This window comes from Rhodococcoides corynebacterioides NBRC 14404 (assembly GCF_001894765.1).
In the GTDB taxonomy this organism is placed as follows: Bacteria; Actinomycetota; Actinomycetes; order Mycobacteriales; family Mycobacteriaceae; genus Rhodococcoides; species Rhodococcoides corynebacterioides.
Genome location: NZ_BCWV01000001.1, coordinates 136,009 through 153,622 on the forward strand (window position 1 = coordinate 136,009; position 17,614 = coordinate 153,622).

At 68.5% G+C, this 17,614-nt stretch carries 20 protein-coding genes; 11 read left to right on the plus strand and 9 right to left on the minus strand.

Going from position 1 to position 17,614, the window contains the following annotated elements; genetic code table 11:
• Window positions 1-32: 32 nt before the first annotated feature.
• Window positions 33-2,027: an acetoacetate--CoA ligase gene (locus RC2_RS00655; protein WP_068150312.1), complete on the minus strand. Its 1,995-nt coding sequence runs from the start codon at window positions 2,025-2,027 to the stop codon at window positions 33-35.
• 164 nt (window positions 2,028-2,191) lie between these two features.
• On the opposite strand from RC2_RS00655, the gene RC2_RS00660 reads away from it, so the two are divergent.
• The gene (locus RC2_RS00660) at window positions 2,192-2,560 is read left to right on the plus strand and encodes an STAS domain-containing protein (protein ID WP_169818398.1); all 369 of its coding nucleotides are present in this window, start codon (window positions 2,192-2,194) and stop codon (window positions 2,558-2,560) included.
• A 70-nt stretch (window positions 2,561-2,630) separates the two neighbouring features.
• Here the strand turns inward: RC2_RS00660 and RC2_RS00665 are convergent, their stop codons facing one another.
• From RC2_RS00665 to RC2_RS00680, 4 genes are read right to left on the minus strand one after another with little or no spacing between them, the layout of a single operon-like run.
• Window positions 2,631-3,812 (minus strand): zinc-dependent alcohol dehydrogenase, encoded by a 1,182-nt coding sequence (locus RC2_RS00665; RefSeq protein WP_068150315.1) that lies wholly within the window; start codon window positions 3,810-3,812, stop codon window positions 2,631-2,633.
• Window positions 3,813-3,840: 28 nt separating this feature from the next.
• Window positions 3,841-4,752, minus strand: coding sequence for an SDR family oxidoreductase (locus RC2_RS00670; protein ID WP_068150318.1), 912 nt, complete (start codon window positions 4,750-4,752; stop codon window positions 3,841-3,843).
• A gap of 48 nt (window positions 4,753-4,800) precedes the next feature.
• Window positions 4,801-5,853 (minus strand): NAD(P)H-binding protein, encoded by a 1,053-nt coding sequence (locus RC2_RS00675; RefSeq protein WP_068153590.1) that lies wholly within the window; start codon window positions 5,851-5,853, stop codon window positions 4,801-4,803.
• A 59-nt stretch (window positions 5,854-5,912) separates the two neighbouring features.
• Window positions 5,913-6,848, minus strand: a complete 936-nt coding sequence (locus RC2_RS00680) for a DAPG hydrolase family protein (protein ID WP_169846837.1) — start codon at window positions 6,846-6,848, stop codon at window positions 5,913-5,915.
• Between the two features lie 279 nt (window positions 6,849-7,127).
• Between RC2_RS00680 and RC2_RS00685 the strand changes: the two genes are divergently transcribed.
• Complete coding sequence (locus RC2_RS00685; RefSeq protein WP_169818370.1) at window positions 7,128-7,727, plus strand: TetR/AcrR family transcriptional regulator; 600 nt, start codon at window positions 7,128-7,130, stop codon at window positions 7,725-7,727.
• A gap of 42 nt (window positions 7,728-7,769) precedes the next feature.
• On the opposite strand, the gene RC2_RS00690 is transcribed toward RC2_RS00685, so the two are convergent.
• Window positions 7,770-8,231, minus strand: coding sequence for an Hsp20/alpha crystallin family protein (locus tag RC2_RS00690; RefSeq protein ID WP_068147289.1), 462 nt, complete (start codon window positions 8,229-8,231; stop codon window positions 7,770-7,772).
• 337 nt (window positions 8,232-8,568) lie between these two features.
• Here RC2_RS00690 and RC2_RS00695 point away from each other — a divergent pair, with 337 nt between their 5' ends.
• The 5 genes from RC2_RS00695 to RC2_RS00715 all read left to right on the plus strand — a co-directional run bounded on the left by RC2_RS00695 (window position 8,569) and on the right by RC2_RS00715 (window position 10,634).
• Entirely contained in the window at window positions 8,569-9,222 is a 654-nt protein-coding gene (locus RC2_RS00695; protein WP_139277209.1) for a HemK2/MTQ2 family protein methyltransferase, read from the plus strand.
• 58 nt (window positions 9,223-9,280) lie between these two features.
• Window positions 9,281-9,439: a CDGSH iron-sulfur domain-containing protein gene (locus RC2_RS00700; RefSeq protein WP_082895445.1), complete on the plus strand. Its 159-nt coding sequence runs from the start codon at window positions 9,281-9,283 to the stop codon at window positions 9,437-9,439.
• 136 nt (window positions 9,440-9,575) lie between these two features.
• Complete coding sequence (locus tag RC2_RS00705) at window positions 9,576-9,983, plus strand: Fur family transcriptional regulator (RefSeq protein WP_245810894.1); 408 nt, start codon at window positions 9,576-9,578, stop codon at window positions 9,981-9,983.
• The gene (locus RC2_RS00710) at window positions 9,980-10,417 is read left to right on the plus strand and encodes a hypothetical protein (RefSeq protein ID WP_068147280.1); all 438 of its coding nucleotides are present in this window, start codon (window positions 9,980-9,982) and stop codon (window positions 10,415-10,417) included. Before RC2_RS00705 ends, RC2_RS00710 begins: the two co-directional genes overlap by 4 nt.
• Window positions 10,418-10,451: 34 nt before the next feature.
• The gene (locus RC2_RS00715) at window positions 10,452-10,634 is read left to right on the plus strand and encodes a hypothetical protein (protein ID WP_068147283.1); all 183 of its coding nucleotides are present in this window, start codon (window positions 10,452-10,454) and stop codon (window positions 10,632-10,634) included.
• A gap of 15 nt (window positions 10,635-10,649) precedes the next feature.
• On the opposite strand, the gene RC2_RS00720 is transcribed toward RC2_RS00715, so the two are convergent.
• Both RC2_RS00720 and RC2_RS00725 read right to left on the minus strand, forming a co-directional pair.
• The gene (locus RC2_RS00720; protein ID WP_072680891.1) at window positions 10,650-11,948 is read right to left on the minus strand and encodes a lipase family protein; all 1,299 of its coding nucleotides are present in this window, start codon (window positions 11,946-11,948) and stop codon (window positions 10,650-10,652) included.
• A gap of 224 nt (window positions 11,949-12,172) precedes the next feature.
• Entirely contained in the window at window positions 12,173-12,979 is an 807-nt protein-coding gene (locus RC2_RS00725; protein WP_072680894.1) for a transglutaminase-like domain-containing protein, read from the minus strand.
• 300 nt (window positions 12,980-13,279) lie between these two features.
• On the opposite strand from RC2_RS00725, the gene RC2_RS00730 reads away from it, so the two are divergent.
• The 4 genes from RC2_RS00730 to RC2_RS00745 all read left to right on the plus strand — a co-directional run bounded on the left by RC2_RS00730 (window position 13,280) and on the right by RC2_RS00745 (window position 16,306).
• Window positions 13,280-14,053, plus strand: coding sequence for a DUF2510 domain-containing protein (locus RC2_RS00730; protein WP_082895620.1), 774 nt, complete (start codon window positions 13,280-13,282; stop codon window positions 14,051-14,053).
• 147 nt (window positions 14,054-14,200) lie between these two features.
• Window positions 14,201-14,920, plus strand: a complete 720-nt coding sequence (locus RC2_RS19100; RefSeq protein ID WP_245810895.1) for a site-specific integrase — start codon at window positions 14,201-14,203, stop codon at window positions 14,918-14,920.
• 25 nt (window positions 14,921-14,945) lie between these two features.
• Complete coding sequence (locus tag RC2_RS19105) at window positions 14,946-15,131, plus strand: site-specific integrase (RefSeq protein ID WP_245810896.1); 186 nt, start codon at window positions 14,946-14,948, stop codon at window positions 15,129-15,131.
• A gap of 164 nt (window positions 15,132-15,295) precedes the next feature.
• Window positions 15,296-16,306 (plus strand): DNA cytosine methyltransferase, encoded by a 1,011-nt coding sequence (locus RC2_RS00745; RefSeq protein ID WP_072680897.1) that lies wholly within the window; start codon window positions 15,296-15,298, stop codon window positions 16,304-16,306.
• Here the strand turns inward: RC2_RS00745 and RC2_RS19110 are convergent.
• Entirely contained in the window at window positions 16,267-17,484 is a 1,218-nt protein-coding gene (locus tag RC2_RS19110) for an HNH endonuclease (protein ID WP_082895621.1), read from the minus strand. The two genes, RC2_RS00745 and RC2_RS19110, sit on opposite strands and share 40 nt — an antisense overlap.
• Between the last annotated feature and the right edge of the window lie 130 nt (window positions 17,485-17,614).

Consider the following 17,614-nt stretch of genomic DNA (forward strand, 5'->3'; position numbering starts at 1 on the left):
CCGCCGGTCGAACGCCGCCGGACCCCACCCGGTCAGGCGTCGCTCGACGCCGTCCGTGCCACGTAGTCGCCGAACCATCGCAGGGCGTCGGGATCGTCGATCGATTCGGGGTCGGCGACGACGGCGGGGTCCGCGCCGAGAAGTACCTTCTTGACGGGGATCTCGAGCTTCTTGCCGGTGCGGGTGTGCGGGACGGCCGGAATGGCGACGATGTCGTCGGGCACGTGGCGGGGCGAGGCCTCGGTCCGCAGCGCCGTCGCGATGGTCTCGCGAAGCCTGTCGTCGACCTCGCGGCCCGGTGCGGGGACGACGAACAGCGGCATCCAGTACGAGCCGTCGGCGCGTTCGACCCCCACCACGAGGGCTTCCTCGACGTCGGGGAGATGTTCGACCACGGAGTAGATGTCGGCGCTGCCCATGCGAATACCGTTGCGATTCAGCGTCGCATCGGACCGGCCGTGAATGATCACGCCGCCGCGCTCGGTGACGGTGATGGAATCGCCGTGCCGCCAGACTCCAGGGTAGGTGGAGAAGTAGGCGTCGGCGTAGCGGTCACCGGTCTCGTCGTTCCAGAACCCCACGGGCATCGACGGCATCGGTGCGGTGATCACCATCTCACCGGATTCCCCGATCACGCTCCGGCCGTGGTCGTTCCACGCTTCGAGGGCGACGCCGAGGGCGACGGCGGGGATCTCGCCCGGTCGGACCGGCACGTCGGTGGGCGCGCAGACGAACGCGCTCACCACGTCGGTGCCGCCGGAGATGGACGCGACGTGGACGTGGTCCCCGACGTGCTGCTCCACCCAGGCATGGGCCGACGCGGGCATCACCGATCCGGTCACGCCGAGCATGCGAACGAGGCGGAGGTCGTGCTCGCGGCCCGGCTCGACTCCGGCGGTCTCGCACTGGGCGAGGTACGCGGGGCTGGTACCCAGGACGGTCACGCGGTGCCGGGCCGCCAACTCCCACAGCGTCCCCGTCGCGGGTGCCGCGGGACTGCCGTCGTAACAGACGACGGTGGCTCCGCACAGCAGCCCGGCGAGGAGGTAGTTCCACATCATCCAGCTCGGGGAGGTGTACCAGAAGAACACGTCCTCGGGTCCGATGTCCGATTGCAGCGCAGCGGATTTCACGTGCTCGAGCACCACTCCGCCGTGTCCGTGGACGATGCCCTTCGGCTTGCCGGTGGTGCCCGAGGAGAACAGGATCCACAGCGGGTGGTCGAACGGCACGGGCTCCGGAACCACCGTGGGGACGTCGTCGCCGTCGCGCATCAGGTCGGCCCAGGACGTGGCCCCGGGCACGTCCGTGCCGAGGCGGGAGAAGGCGATGACGTGGCGCAGGCTCGGGACGGCGTCGCGCAGTTCCGCCGCGGCGTCGCGGCGGTCGCGGTCCTTGCCGGCGAAGCGGTACCCGTCGGCGGTGACGAGGACCACCGGTTCGGTCTGACCGAGACGGTCCGCGGCGGCGGCCGGGGAGTAGTCCTGCCCGCACGAGGTCCACACGGCGCCGAGCGACGCGGTGGCGAGGAACGCGATCGCGGCCTCGGCGGTATTGGGAACGTAGCCGGCGACGCGGTCACCGCGTCCGACGCCGAGCGAGCGCAGAGCGTCGGCGATCACCGACACCTCGTGGACCAGGTCGCGCCAGGTCACGGTGCGGGTGTCGGGGCCACCCGGTTCGGCGTCGTCGACGATCGCGACGGCCTCCGGCCGCGCGTCGGCATGGCGCAGGACCGTCTCGACGTAGTTGAGGGTGGTGCCGCGGTAGAACTGTCGGCCGGAGAAGACGCGGGGATCGTCGGACGGAGTGATCACGGCGTCCTCGAGGTGGCCGCCCAGTCGAATGTCGAAGAACGAGCGCACCGACTCCCAGAACGCCGCCGGGTCGGCGACGGACCACGCCTGCAGGCCGGCGTAGTCGGTGACGGCCCCGTCGGCGGTGGACGCCGGGCTGTCGGCCAGGAATGTTTCGAGAACGCTCGTTCGTGACATGCTCCACATCATCTCCGGTCGCCCTGTCACCATTGCCACCGTGACCTGTTCGTGATCTTTCGTGACCCTTTCGTGACATTCGGGGCGGTCGGGACGAGACTCCGGTCGATCAGGATTGCATGCAAGGCGGTCCAGAGACGGGCCGGACGCGTCATGCCCGGCAGCACCGCCGTCGGGTGCAAGAAGAGAGACTCGACATGACCCAGGACTCTCCCGCTTCTCTCGCCACCCTGCTCGCCGACCCGGTGGACACCCCGTTCGACCTGCATGTCAGCGGCAGCACCGTCCACGTGTCCGGCGACATCGATCTTGTCACCGCACCGCGGCTGGAAAACACCGTCCGCGGTGCGGTGACAGCCGGCACCGCCGTTCGTCTCGATCTCTCCGGCGTCGAGTTCTTCTCCAGCGCCGGCGTCACCGCCCTGGAGAACGTCCTGCGTGACCTGCCCGGCGGTATCGAGGCCGTGATCGCACCGTCACCTCGGGTGCTCCGGACACTGACGATTCTCGGCCTGGACCGCAGCGTTCCCGTCGTCGCCGACTCGGCGGACCTCACGACGCACTGACGCGTCGACGACAACGCCCCCGCCTGCAGGCGGGGGCGTTGTCGTCGTTCGGGACCGGCGGACGGTTCGACTACGGAGTGAGAACGACCTTGACAGCGCCGTCCTGCTTCTTCTGGAACACCTCGTACATGTGCGGTGCGTCGTCGAGCGGGACGGTGTGGGTGGCGAAATCGTCCACACCCAGCGGGTCGTCGTCGGTCAGCAGCGGCAGGATGTCGTCGACCCACCGCTTGACGTTCGCCTGCCCCATGTGGAGCCGGAGCTGCTTGTCGAACATGGTCAGCAGCGGCAACGGGTCCGCAGCACCGCCGTACACACCCGACAGGGAGATCGTCCCGCCACGCCGGGCGATGTCGATGGCCGAGTACAGCGCGTCGAGTCGGTCCACCCCGGCGCGCTGCATCATCGGCTTGCTCAGCGCGTCGGGAAGCAGTCCGGCCAGCTGCTGCGTCACTTTCGCGACCGGTGATCCGTGCGCCTCCATGCCCACGGCGTCCACGACGGAGTCGGTCCCGCGCCCGTCCGTCAGATCGCGGATCGCATCGCCGACCCGGCCCTTCGCGTCGCGCAGGTCGACGGTCTCGATGCCCCGCGCGGTCGCTCGGGCGAGACGTTCGGGAACGAGGTCGACGGCGATCACGCGGTATCCGAGATGGGTTCCGATCCGCGCCGCCATGTCTCCGATGGGCCCGAGGCCCAGGACGGCCAGCGTGCCGCCGTCGGGCACGTCGGCGTACTGCACGGCCTGCCAGGCCGTCGGCAGCACATCGGAGAGGTAGACGAAGCGCTGGTCGGCCGGCCCGTCCGGGACCTTGATGTGGGTGAAGTTCGCGTGCGGAACACGGAGGTACTGCGCCTGGCCGCCGGGCACCGAGCCGTAGAGCTCGGAGTAGCCGAACAGTGCCGCGCCCATACCGGTGTCGCGGACCTGCGTGGTCTCGCACTGGGTGTAGAGGAGCTTGTCGCACATGTGACAGCTGCCGCAGGAGATCTGGAACGGGATGACGACACGGTCGCCGGGCGAGAGCTCGGTGACCTCGCTGCCGACCTCGCGCACGATGCCCATCGGCTCGTGCCCGAGGATGTCGCCGGGATTCATGAACGGGCCCAGCACCTCGTAGAGGTGCAGGTCGGACCCGCAGATGTTGGTGGACGTGACCTCGATGATCGCGTCGGTGGGGTGTTCGATGCGGGGATCGGGCACGGTGTCGACACGGACGTCGCGCTTGCCGTGCCAGGTGACTGCCTTCATGGAATGGCTCCTCGGGGGTTGGGTGCGGTCAGAGAATCGGTGACCCGCCGGTCACGCCGATGACCTGGCCGGTGACGTAGCTGGAGTCGTCGGATGCGAGATAGACGTAGGCGGGGGCGAGCTCGGCGGGATGCCCGGCGCGGCCCAGCGGCGCCTGGTCGCCGAATCCCTCGACCATGTCCGGCGGCATCGTGGCGGGGATCAGCGGAGTCCAGATGGGGCCGGGCGCAACCACGTTGACGCGGATACCGCGCGACGCGACGTCCTGCGCCAGGCCCTTCGAGAAGTTGATGATGCCCGCCTTGGTCGTGGCGTAGTCGAGCAGTTCCGGAGAGGGGCTCACTCCCTGCACCGACGAGGTGTTGACGATCGTCGATCCCGGTTCCATGACGGCGACGGCCTTCTTCGACAGCCAGAACAGCGCGTAGAGGTTGGTCTTCAGCACGCGGTCGAACTGTTCGGTGGTGATGTCGGCGATACCGCCGCTCTGCGCCATCTGGAACGCGGCATTGTTCACCAGGATGTCGATGCCGCCGAGGTCCCGGACGGTGGTGTCGATGAGGTCGGCGCAGAACTCCTCCGAGCGGATGTCGCCCGGTGCCCGCACGGCCTTCCGGCCGGCCTCCTCCACCAGACGAGCCGTCTCCTGCGCGTCCTCCTCCTCGTCCGACAGGTAGCTCAGCACCACGTCCGCGCCCTCTCGGGCGAACGCGAGAGCGACGGCGCGACCGATGCCGGAATCGGCCCCGGTGATCAGGGCCCGGCGGCCGGTCAATCGTCCGGACCCGCGGTACGACGTCTCGCCGTGGTCGGGCGTCGTGACCAGGTCACGGGTGAGACCGGGATGGGAAATCGGTTGCTGCGCAGCACGGTCCGGTGCCGGGAAGGCGTGGACGGGGTCGCGCAGGGGGCGGGGAGATGCGGCGGCGTCGTCGGTCATGCCGGGCCGGGTACCCGCCGATCGGCGCGGGAACCGTGATCGGCCGGGTCAGCGTCGGCGCGCGAGCACCGCCGCGAGTCCCGAGGCGTCGTGTTGGACCCGGCCGTCCTCGATGCGGACGAATCCGCCCGCCCAGGACGGGTCGGAATCGGCGGCGGCCTGTGGGTCCGTGGTGCCCTCGGCGTCGGTCCCGTCGTGGGCCGTCACCGTCAGCGCTCGACGGATGGCGTCGTCGACGCCGATCGGGTCCCCCACCGCGTCGGCGAATTCGCTCGTCACGGCGTTGCCGCGCCGCGCGACCATGTCGTGGTGGAGGCTGTCCACCAGTGAGATCACCGTTCCCCGCGGCATGCCGGTGATGGCAGCGACGGCGCGTCCGACCACCGGGGTGGGCACGAACGGCACGCGGAACTGCGGCCGGGCGAGGTCGGCCACCGCGGCATACCGTTGCAGCAGTTGGGGATACGTCATGACCTCGGTGCCGCCGATGTCGAAGGAGCCCGGTACGGGCCGTTCGCCGAGCGCGGCCGCGATCACCTGCAGCACGTCCGCCGTGGCGATGGGCTGGACCTTCTTGACCATCCACGACGGCACCGGGGTGGCGGGAAGTCGTTCCACCATGCGGCGCACCAGTTCGAACGACGTCGAACCCGAGCCGAGCACGATGGCCGCGCGCAGCACCGTCGACGTGACCGAGGACTCGGTGAAGACCTCCTCCACCTGCAGGCGTGAGCGGATGTGGTCGGACAACTCCGTCCGATCGTCCGGCACGTGGCCGGAGAGGTAGACGATTCGGTCGACACCGTGCTTCTCGGCGGCGCGGGCGACGGCCTCGGCGGCCTCGCGGTCCTTGCGGACGAAATCGCCGTCGTCCATCGAATGCACCAGATAGACGACGGCGTCGGCGGTGCGGAGGGCCGAGTCGATCGAGTCGGGGTCGGTGATGTCGAAATGAACCGGCGTGACGCGCTCGCCCCAGCTGAAGGAGTCCGCCTTGCCGTCGTCCCGCATCGCCGCGAGCACGTCGTGCCCGTCCGCGAGAAGGATCGGGACGAGCCGGGAACCGATGTACCCGGTGGAGCCGGTGACGAGAATGCGCACGCAGATGCCTTTCGAGAGGAACCTGCGGAATACCCCCTCGTCACCGGCTCAAGCGGTGGTCAGGAGAATTCGGCGTGGAGCTCGGGCAGGAACCGCGCCAGGTGGTTCATCTCCGAGCCGCAGTGCAACAGGAGGTCCCGGCCCAGCTCGAGGGAGAGGTCCAGATCGCTCGGATCGACGGCCGGCCCGCGGGCGACGGCGCACGCGGCCTGCACCACGTCCGGCACCTTGAGTCCGCGAATGTTGAGGAAGAACCGGCTCCGCATCTCGGCGCCGCCGGGGATCGGACGCACCTGGTGCGCCAGCCAGCCCAGGTCGACCGGGGCGATACTGCTCCCCACGCGGCCGAACACGATGGTCTGATCGGCGGGGACGGTGAATCCGTGGGCCACCGGATCGCGGAAGTTGATGGCGAGCTGCTGCAGCTTCGGTCCCACGTACTCGTCGACGAACGTGGTGTTGCCGATGTACTTCTGCTTGTCCGGAATCGGCCGCCGCGTGCGGTCCTCCGCGAGCGCGGCGAACTGGTGGGCATCGGGGTGCCACAACTTGTAGCGGGCCGCCTCCGTGGAATGCCAGCCGAACCACCAGTCCCACATCGCCGCGGTCACGCGCGGCATCTCGGTGCGCACGGCGACGAAGACCACGCCGTCGGGCGAGCGGCCGTAGCCGGTCTCGACGGGGGACAGTCCCGTCGGGCCGAGATCGCGGGTGAGGCTCTCGAATCGGGGAACGGCCGCCGGGGCCAGCGCGGGGCCGGCGTAGGCCTGCTGGACGACGGCCCGGGGCGGCGCCGTCCGCGGCTCGAAGTACTTGGCGTAGGGCTTCGCGAAGTCCGCGTCCCGGTAGCCGGGGTATCGCGGGGCGCAGGTGGGGGGCAGCAGGGGCCCGGCAGCGGCACGGCCGCCGGTGACGGTGGTGGAGGCGACGCCGACGCTCGCCGCGACGGCGAGACCGAGCGCGGCGCGGCGGCCGATGACGCGATTTCTCAACATCTGTCAAGGAGACGGCGTACGGTGACCCCTGTCAAACCCCCGGCGCGAATTTGTCGCGATTCACCAGGTCGATCGGTCGATCGGCCGCTGACGGGGGGCGCGAGCGGCCCCGGTGTGTGCCACTGTTCGGGACCGCCGTGGGCGGCCGGGGGTGATGATCGCGGTCGGGGGGAGCGGCGGTGACGGCCGGTGGGTCGTCCCCGTCGCTGCGGGTCACACTCGGATTGCAGATGCGACGTGCGCGTCCGCATCGTCGTGCAGGACCGTAGAGTCACGGCCGTGATCACGCGGGACCGAGACGAGGGTGCGACGACGGTGTCGAAGCCCGATCGTCGCGCTCTGATCGCCCGGGCCGCCGTCGCCGTCCTGGCGGAGCGCGGGCCACGCGGTTTCACCCATCGCGCCGTCGACCAGGCGACGGGCCTCGGCGCCGGCGCTGTGAACTATCACGCGCCGGACCGCGCGACACTGCTGTCGCTGGCACTCGAGGAAGTGTTCCGACGAGACATGGCGGTGGCTGCCGCGCACTTCGCCCTCGATCGCTGGGACCTCGACGCCGTGGTCGACGCGATCGTCGGGTTCGTCACCGACATGTGCAGCGACGACCATCGCGCCCGCGTGATCGCCCGGCACCATTTGCTGGGCGAAGGACTGGTCCGGCCCGAGATCAAGGCGGTCTTCGATCGCCAGCTCGCCGCCTTCGTCGCGCTGATCGTCGACAAGATGACCGAGGCGGGTTACCCCGCCACCACCGCCTCGGCCGAGTTGTTCGCCATGTCGGTGGACGGGCTGTTGACCCGTCAGGTGGTGGTGGGGCTCGAACCCCTACCGCCGGAGGAACTTCCGCGCATAGCCGCCCTCATCGCGCGGCGGTGGTGAGCACCGGGACGGGCTCGACCCGCCCCGGAGCTACTGGGTGCACTACCCCGAGGTGACCTCGGTTCGGCCGCCGGTCTCCACCTGCTGAGGCCCGTCGGTGCTGCGTCCGATCTCGATGCGACGCGGCTTGGCCTTCTCGGCGACCGGGATGGTCACGGTGAGCACGCCGTTGTCGTAGGTCGCCGCGATGCCCTCGGTGTCGATGCCCTCGCCGAGGCTCAGCTGACGCATGTACTTGCCGGAGAACCGCTCCGAGGTGATCCACTGGACGCCCTGATCGCTCGGCGCGGTGCGCTCCGCCCGCAGCGTCAGGATGCCGTTGTCGACGTCGACGTCCACCGAGCCCGGATCGACGCCCGGCAGATCGGCCTTGAGAACGTAGTGGTCCCCCGACTTGTAGAGGTCGATCGGCATGAACCGGGGCACGCGCGGCGATCCTGCGGACGCACCGAGCAGTTGCTTGGCCACCGAGTCGATGTCGGAGAAGGGATCGAAGCGAAGCACAGCACTCACCTCCATCACATCAGCGGCCTCCACCCCGCGTGGAGGCTCCTACCAGCTGTGCAGCACCGAGATTAGCACTCTCGGGTGGTGAGTGCCAGATTCGATGCGGGGTTTTTCCGGCGTCGTCGGTTTCGAGCCCCCGGGGCCGGGGCATGCGTGTGACGCCCCGGGGGGACCCCGAGGGTGACCACTCGACACACGGGTGGGCCTGCCCATCAACGGACTCGAGCAAAGGGTGCGGACCGGGAACGGGCGGCGGTGACGCCGCCCGAGCGGACGGTCGCCGGGCGCGAGACCGACGAGAGGCAGCTCTGTGACCACTGTTCGGCACGATGCGATGGACCTTGTCCGAGCGCATCCCGGTGTGTATGCACCGCAGGACGATTCGCGTTTCCTCTGCGATGCCATGGCGGTGGCCGCGGCCCCGCTCGACGCCCGTGTTCTCGATCTGTGCACCGGCACCGGTGTCCTGGGGATCCAGGCCGCCCTGCTCGGTGCGCGCGAGGTCCTCGCGTACGACATCAATCCTCGTGCCGTGGCCTGTGTCGCCGACAATGCCCGACGGGTCGGTGTCGAGGTGAACGCTCGGCTCGGCACCCTGACCGACGCGGTGGCCGAGAGGCCGTTCGATCTGGTGGTCTCGAATCCCCCGTACGTGCCGTCACCGACTCGCCCGGAAGGCGTCGGCATCCACCGCGCCTGGGATGCCGGCGACGACGGACGGGTGGTCCTCGATCCGCTGTGCGACGCCGTCGGTGACCTGCTCACGCCGGACGGGACCATGCTCATCGTCCATTCCGAGTTCTCCGGTGTGCCGGAGACGCTGCGTCGCCTCACCGCCGCGGGTGCCGTCGCCGACGTCGCGGCCCGCCGGCGCATCGCGTTCGGCCCCGTCATGCACTCCCGCGCCGCGTGGTTGGAGGCCTCGGGCAAGCTGGCGCCGGGCCGACGCTCGGAGGAACTGGTGGTCGTGCGAGCTCGTCGTGCCTGACGGGTCGGGCGACGGACGCGAGGCGCGGCGGGTACGGGTGGTGCCCGGCGGGCCGGTGATGGTCGAGGGCCCGGTCGACGTCGAGCTCGACGACGGCACCTCGGTCCGCTCGGATCGATTCATGGTGGCGCTGTGCGCCTGTCGCCGGAGCAAGAACTACCCGTTCTGCGACACCAGCCATCGACGCAAGGTCCGGGCGACTCGCGACAACTCCTGACGGAGGAGTGTTTGGTCGCGTTCGTCACGGCTACTCGGCGCCCGTGGACGTTCATCCGACTGCACCAGCCACCGCTCCCGGTGTGGGGCCGACCGACGCCGAGTGGCGGGAAGTGTTGCACCAGCACGGTCTTCGCGTGACGGTGCCACGACTGTTGGTTCTCGGGGTCATCGCCTCCCATCCGCACGTCGACGCGGGCTTCGTCGCGCGCACGCTCCGGCACCGGGGCCTGTCCCGGCAGACCGTGTACGGCAACCTCGACGCGCTCGAGTCCGCCGGTCTGCTGCGCCGGGTCGAGCCGGCCGATTCGGCTGCCCTGTACGAGCTTCGGATCGAGGGCGACGATCACCACCACCTGATGTGTCGGCACTGTCGGCGCCTGTTCGACACCGCGATCGTGCCGGGGGTGGACCTCGCACCGACCGGATCGGACGTCCCCGATTTCCGAGTGGACGGCGTCGACGTCTTCTTCTGGGGTGTCTGCGGGGACTGCTCCGCGGAGCGGGGCTTGACGGCCGCCGGCGGGGGTACACGGCCGTCATGAGCGACGATCGCGAGAAGATGCTGGCCGATCATCGACGGCCGGACGGGGTCTCGGACGAGACCGTCGAGGCCGTGGGATCGGTCTCCGAGGCGCTGGAATGGGTGGAGCGCGCCCGCGGCGCCCTCTACGACTTCCACCAGATGATGGGTCGAGCGGACCTCACCCTCGGCGAGGCCGCCGACGCGCTGCGCGACGCGGGGCATGCCGACGAAGCCGACGAGCTGGAGCGGAACGTGGTGGGGCGCAACGTGCTCGAAGGCCGGTGGACCTTCCAGATCGTCGAGGACTTCGACGACGGGTACTGGACCACCGTGCGCGATCACGAGCGGCGGATCCGGGAACGCCTGATGGACGGCCGGCGGCACGTGTTCGAGGCCGAGATGAAAGAGGACCGGCGCACCCACGGGCGCCGCGGACACGAGGCCCGGCCGTGACGCCGGAGCCGACCACCGGATCGAGAGGACTGGCATGAGCGAGAGCACCACACCGGACGCGTCGGGATACGGCGAGGCCATGGGTCCACCGGACTTCGGCACCCCGCACTCGGGGTCGCAGGAGCGGCCGGAGGAGTCGTCCGGCGAGCCGTCGGACGAGCCGGAGGGCATCCCCGGATACTCGGTACCGCCGGCCGAGACCGACGACGCCGGCTGAGGCGGTCGATCCGGGTCAGCGGCCCAGCGCGGCCAATCCCGTCGACACGCCCAGGCCGAGCAGGCCGCGGAGTCCCCGTGGAGTCAGTGCGGTGGACCAGCGGGTGGTGTCCGACGGAGCGTCCAGCGGTCGCCCGGCGAACCGGTCCGCCAGCCATTCCATGACCACCGAGGCGGTCAGCGGGTGCAGCGAGATGTGGTCGGCCAACCGGTCGCGGTCGTAGCGCACGTGGGCTCCGGCCTTGCGGTACCGCTGCACCTGGCCGTCGACGTCGTCGCAGGCGATGATCCAGTCGTAGGACGCCTGGTTGATCATCAGCGGGAACGTCGGCGCCGACTTGCCGGGCTGGATGTCCTGGAAGATCTGCACGAGTTCGGGACGAGCCATGATGTCGGCCAACGGAACTCGGGTGTAGCGGTCGAGATCGTGCATCATCAGCGCCAGGGTCGCGTGCACCGTCGTCCGACTCTGCAATCGGCGCAGGATGTCCTGCCCCGGCTCGGCCACCGTCTCGTCGATGATCCGCGCGAGGTCCGGGTAGGTCCGGCGCAGTCCTTCGACCACCATCGTCGGCAACGCGGCGAAGAGTCCTCCGTTGAGGCGCGTGAACGCCGAGGCGGGATCACCCACGGGTGAGCCGAGCGCACCCGCGACGATGTTCAGTTCGGGCGCGTAGGTGCCCGCGGCCTCGACGGCCCAGGACGTCGCGAGTCCGCCGCCGGAGTAGCCCCACAACGCCACCGGATTGGTCGGGCCGAGCCCGGCCGGCCCGAACTGCAGCGTCGCCCGCACCCCGTCGAGCGTGATGTAACCGGGTTCCACCGGGGCACCCCAGCGTCCGTCGGCACCCTCGTGGTCGGGCAGGGTGATGGCCCACCCGCGTCGCAACGCGTAGCGCACCACCACCATCTCCACCTGCGGCAACGAGCCCAGTGCGTGGGCGCCGCGTCGCAACGCGTACGACGGGAAGCAGCGGTCGCTCACGGCGTCGATGGCGCACTGATAGGACACCACCGGCCTGGTCTCGTCCGGACGCGCTCCCGCGGGCAGCAACACCGTGGTCACCGCTGTGGACGGATCGCCGCGCAGGTCGGACGTGCGGTAGAGCAGCTGCCAGGCGTCGATGCGCTGGGGGACCAGCGAGAACAGGCCGACCTCCACCCGCCGCGCCCGCAGCACGTCGCCGGGTTCTGCGCTCTCGAATCCCCGCGGCGCGCGATAGAAGGGGTCCGTCGACGGCAGGCCCACCGGCCGCGGGGAGAACGGCACCTCGTCCGGGGTGCTCGGCTCCGCTGCCTCGTGCTGGACGCTCATGTCGCTCCGCTTCGCTCGGCTCCGAGTGGCAGGGACGGCTTCGGTCCCTCGGGTAACAGTAACCCCGCGTCCCCGGGTGCCCTCTCGTTCCCTTCCCGCCCCTCCCGTCCCGCGGCGGCCCCTCCCCCTTTCCGTTCCCGCGCTGCCAGTGTGCTCGCGCGCTGGTCGTAGGCAGCGCGCGAAACGAACCGAAGCGCGGGAAGGGGAGAGGGGAGGGGCGGGCGTCAGCGCAGGACCACGGCCTCCGTGCCGTCGTCGACGGGCAGTCCGTCCGTCACCACGGCCGTCACCTCGGAGGAGTTCAGTGTCATCGCCCCGCGGTGGTTGGTGAGGAAGGCCGTGTCGGCGGCGTCCCGTCCCGTGGCGATCCGCACCAGCGTCTGCCGCGGGGCCAGCGCCGTCGAGTCGACCACCAGCCAGCGATCACCCACCATCGCCTCGACGACGGCGTGGAAGTCCATGGGATCGCACCCGGGCGCGTAGACGGCGACCAGTCGCGCGGGCACGTTGAGCGCGCGGAGCATCGCCACGACCAGGTGGGCGTAGTCCCGGCACACCCCGGCGCCGGCCAGCAGGGTGTCCGCGGCCCCGTCGATGGGGTCGCTGCTGCCCGGCACGTAGCTCAACCGGGCCCCGACCCAGTTAGCGACGGCGGTGACCACGTCCGCGTCGTCCTCGATGCTGCCGAACTCGGTGGCGGCGAATCCGAAGAACTTGTCCGCCTCGGCGTACCGGCTCGGCCGCAGGTAGGTCGCGCGCTCGAGCTCGGTGGTCGGCGCGGGGTCGGCGAGACCGGTGACGGTGGCGTCGTACCGGACCAGGACCTTCCCGCTCTCGACGGGCAGTCGGTGCACCCGCGTGCCGTGCGACCCGGCGAACTCCGTCACCTCGGCCGGCTCGCCGTCGACGGTGATCGACAGCGTGTCGACGACGTCGGCACCCGGCAGGGGAGCCACCGCGATCTGCAGTTCGAGCGTGGTGGGATCGGTGACCTCGAGATCGAGGTGGGCGGAGACGACGCGTTCGGGCATGGCCGCAGCGTACGGGCGCGGCGCGAACGGGGCCGTGCGAGTGGAGCGGTGGAGCCGATGACGGGAATCGAACCCGCGAACCCAGTTCGAAGAGCGGCGACGGCTGTCCTTCGAGGCTCAGCCTCGCACGTCGTGGCTGGGAGCTGGGGCGTCGTCGCAGTCCGATGCGGTTTAGAGGTCCGAGTAAGAGTTCGAACATCCGCAGCCCCTCCCCTACTCTCTCGGCGCGAGCGCCGCCATAGAGTTACTGATTCGATAAACGTGCGTCGGCGAACCGCACGGTCTGTCACTATTTCTCCCATGATGCAGACCCCGCCGCCCGGGTGGTTCCCGGACCCAGAAGGCGTACCGCAGCTGCGATGGTGGGATGGCCGGCGGTGGACCAAGGAGACGCGACCGTTGCCTCCGAATCTGATTCTCGGCGCGCCTCCCACCGGGCCCAATGTGCCCGGCAGACCGCCAGTGCAGAAGGGTGTCAACTGGAAGTGGCTGGGCGGAGTGGTTGCAGTGCTCTTGGTGATCGGCATCGGAGCGTCGATCGGTAACGATGACGTGCGCTCGACATCGAGGAGTTCTGCGTCATCGAGTACGGCGGCGCGAAGCTCGGTCTCTGCTCCCAGGAGTACGAGTGCTGCCGAGGCATCCGCGTCTGCCGAACGATCCCGCGCCGCTGCCGAGGCATCGGCTGCGCAAGAAGCTGCGCGTTTGGATCGTTCTGCATACGCGCCGATCGACGCTCGTGAATTCGCCCTCATGGCGAAGACGCCGGACAAGTACATCGGGCGAAAGTTCATTGTCTACGGGGTGGTCACCCAGTTCGACGCAGCAACCGGGGACGACCAATTTCGCGCGAACACGGCCGCGTCGCCGCAGGACTATCAATTCGACTATGACGTGAACACGGTGGTCGAAGCCTACGACTCGGCGGTGGCTGCGAACGTGGTCGAGGACGATTACGTGACGATGTTCATCAGTGTCGACGGTTCATTCTCCTACGACACCCAGATTGGCGGCAACACGACCGTTCCGAAGTTCACTGCACACATGATCGATGTGACAGGCTCGGCCGGGTAGAGCGTTTGCTATCGACGTCGCACATTGTGCTGGCGCGTCCTTCATGCCGACACTCGACGCGAGGCGTGGCGACCGAATCCTTTCGACGGAGAAGTCGACTGGTGAAGGCTCAGGCGGCTGTGGAAAAGAAGCCCAGCACCGTGCGTCATGCGTTCTTCGTCGTCAAGAAAATGCGTGACCGACGGGCGCACCGGCACCAACCCGGCCGATTACGTGAAGCTGCCGAGCGAGCGCAGCACCCAGGGCGTGCACCGGGCGTCGTTGACGACCCCCACCAGTTTCCTCGCTGCGGGGCATGTGCAGGCGCTCGTGGCCGCAACGCCCTGGCCGTACAACCTGTACATCCACGTGGCGGCGTGGGCTGGCCTGCGTGCGGCCGAGCTGTGCGGGTTGCAGGTTTCCGACGTACAACGACCGCCACGGTCGCTCAACCCGAACGCAGCGCCCAAGCCGGGCACGTTGCGGGTGGACCGGACCCTTGCCACCGTGGGCGGCGCGCTCACCTACGACACCCCGAAGACGCGCGGGAGCCGGCGACGCGTGCCGCTGACGCCGGCCACGGTGGCCCTGCTGCGGGACTACCTGGCGTTGCACCCACGCGGACACGATCCCACAGCGCCGCTGTTCCCGGGGATGACGTTGGTGGCCGCCAGGCCAGCGGGCCTGAGCGCGGTGGGGGAGGACGGCCAACGCACCAGGCTCACCGCCGCCGCAGCACTGGCCGCACTCACCGTCGGCGAGGCCGAACTGCGCCTGACGCTGGGCTGGGGCCAGCCGCTGCGCCACCGGACGTTCTACAAGGCGGTATGTCGGCCCGCCGTGCTGCAGACCATCCGGCTAGGTACGCCGGTGCCGCCCCACGCTTAAGTTCCACAGCCTGCGGCACACGTACGTGTCGCTGTGCGTTGCCGCCGGCATCCCGCCGCTCAAGATTGCCCGGTTCGCGGGTCACGCCCAGGTCACCACGACTCTGAGCGTGTACGCACACCTGTTCGAGGACGACCAGTCGGGTGCGATGAGTGCGCTCGAAGCGATGGGCCTCTCCACGTCGGTCAATGCGCGTCGCCTGCACTGTTGACCCCAACGTCGGCGATCCTGCGTGTCAGGTTCAAGGACGGTTCGAGCTACCCGTACCGTGGCGTTCAAGAACATGTCTGCACCGTCCGTTACCCTCAGTGCGTTCGAACGCCCGTTCGCGCGACTTGGGATGGGCTGTACACGCCGAAGGGAGCGCCTCAGACGATGGCACGTCGTGACAGCGTGAAGGGTCGTGACCCTATCGCGCCGGAGCCGTATCGCGTTGCGAGCTTCTTTGCAGGTATTGGTGGCTTCGACCTCGGGTTCGAGCGTGCCGGTATCAAGAGCGTGTGGCAGTGCGAGAAGAAGTCGTTCTGCTTGGACATCCTGGCGAAGCACTGGCCAGACGTCCCACGCGTCGCCGACATCACGGAGGTAAAAGCGGATGACATCCCCGAGGCGGAAATCTGGGCTGGCGGGTTCCCGTGCCAAGACATCAGTCTTGCAAGAATGGGTCCTCGAAGTGGCCTCCGAGGAAAGCAGTCGGGGCTCTTCTACGACTTTGCAGAGCTTATTGGCGCGCGTCGCCCCGAACTTGTCATTCTCGAAAACGTTGCGGCTCTCCTCTCTTCCCACGAAGGACGAGATTTCGCAATCATCCTTCGGACGCTGGCCGACTTCGGGTATGGCGTGGCATGGCGAGTGCTTGACAGTCGACACTTCGGCATCCCCCAAAGTCGCACAAGAGTCTTCATTGTCGGATCTCTTGGAGGACCAGAGACCGCCGCTTCGATACTTTTTGAGCCCGAATGCGGCGACCGGAATTCTGAGACGCGCCGACCGGATGGGCCGAAACCTGTTTCCCCCTTTGCGGTCAGCGTTGGAAATCCTAAGCAAGGCTTCGTAAAGAAGCTCGCTCACTGCCTCTACGCAGAGTCTGCGCGGCATACGGGTACGGACTGGTCGAGGAATTACGTTTCTTACCCGGAGGGCGCAGTCCGGCGACTCACTCCGTTGGAGACTGAGCGGCTGCAAGGCTTTCCGGATGAGTGGACAATGCCCGCGCACGAGATGCCAAGCGAAGCGACCCTAGAGTCGGCGCGCTACCACGCCTGTGGCAATGCGGTATCGGTCCCGGTCGCCGAGTGGATAGGCCACCGAGCGGTAAACGCGCTCGACGTGCAGCGCGCGAGCGCTCAGACATCCGACCTAAATGTCACACCCAAGTCAGCGTAGAGGCGCTGCAGGAACGCCGAGCTCGGATGCAAGGCCGTGTCATTGGGCAGCCATTGGTCCGGTATAGGTTGGCCCTCTTTGCCTATGCGTGCGATCTCCTCGTGCCCGAGAAGATCTGCGAGGTTAGTGAAGCGGAGATAGTATCTGTCATCCTCACGCCTTGGCATAATTATTGCTGCGTCGAAGGCCCAATGGTGCAATTTGCATAAGGAGAGACCGTTCGGGACGACGTCGAGATCGTGCTTGCTCCATGCCAGAATGTGGGCCGCGTCGACACCGGACCGAATTCCTGGAATTCCCCCAAATTGTGCGCCGCAAAAAGCGCACCGGTTCGAGTAGGAAGCGCGCACTGCGTTGCTGAAAACTCGCCCAGAAGCGCCACGCACCTTGGCGAGGCGGTATTGGTGGGCCGACCTCGCACTGATGGCGGGAGCGTCCTCACCCAGCTCGTCAGGCGGTGGCAACGTGGGTCCGCTCGGGGGAGAGATCCCCAGCAGCATCTCAAGGGCGGGAAGGGGGTCGGAGCCCTCCTGGTAGGCGAGACCTGGCGTCGAGGACAAGCTGGCCATGATGCCGTTGACCGTTGATGTCAGCGCACGCGTGACCGGATCACCGGTCGCGAGGGAGTCGCGATGGCTTTGCACCAGCGCGGGCAGTGCGCCAGGTAGGAGATCGGACTGAATGTAGACGGCTTCGACCCTCGTCCACCGCGCCGCGACTCCAATACTCTTGGACTCGCCGAGATTGGCTACTGTGATGTACGAGGGAACAAACGTGACCAGGTCGGCTACTCCCGTGAACTCGCTCTCCGTGCCGAAGCCAACGTCCTTGACGATGTATCGCTTCGTCACCGCTATCGGAAGGCTCTTGGGCGTGCTGCGGAGTTCGCGAGTCGGGTCGGGCAGCATCAGCATCGACGTGACGATTCTTGATATCTGAATTGCCGGGGTCAGCATCGACCGCAGCCGTGGCTTCCCGCTCTCGGCAGGGTCGAGCCAGAGCCCCGTGTCTCGGACGAGGCCATCTGGCCACCTCATACTGAAAGTCCAGCCTTCAAGACCGATGGCGTTGTACCCGGAGTGATTGCCTACAACCTCGTACTCGCCACGGCCCCCTGAGGGGCGGAACCCGATGTGCAATTCAGCAACCCTCGCGTCGATGCCACGGTCGCGGCTCATCCGCGATTCAGCCCGAGTGTCTCACCTTGCGGAGTCCGACGCGTGGACCTCAAGACCGCTCGTGTCGTTTAAATGCGAGCTCCCGCCACACTGCCGGGGGCCGGGGTGGCAGGCCTACCGACGACGAACG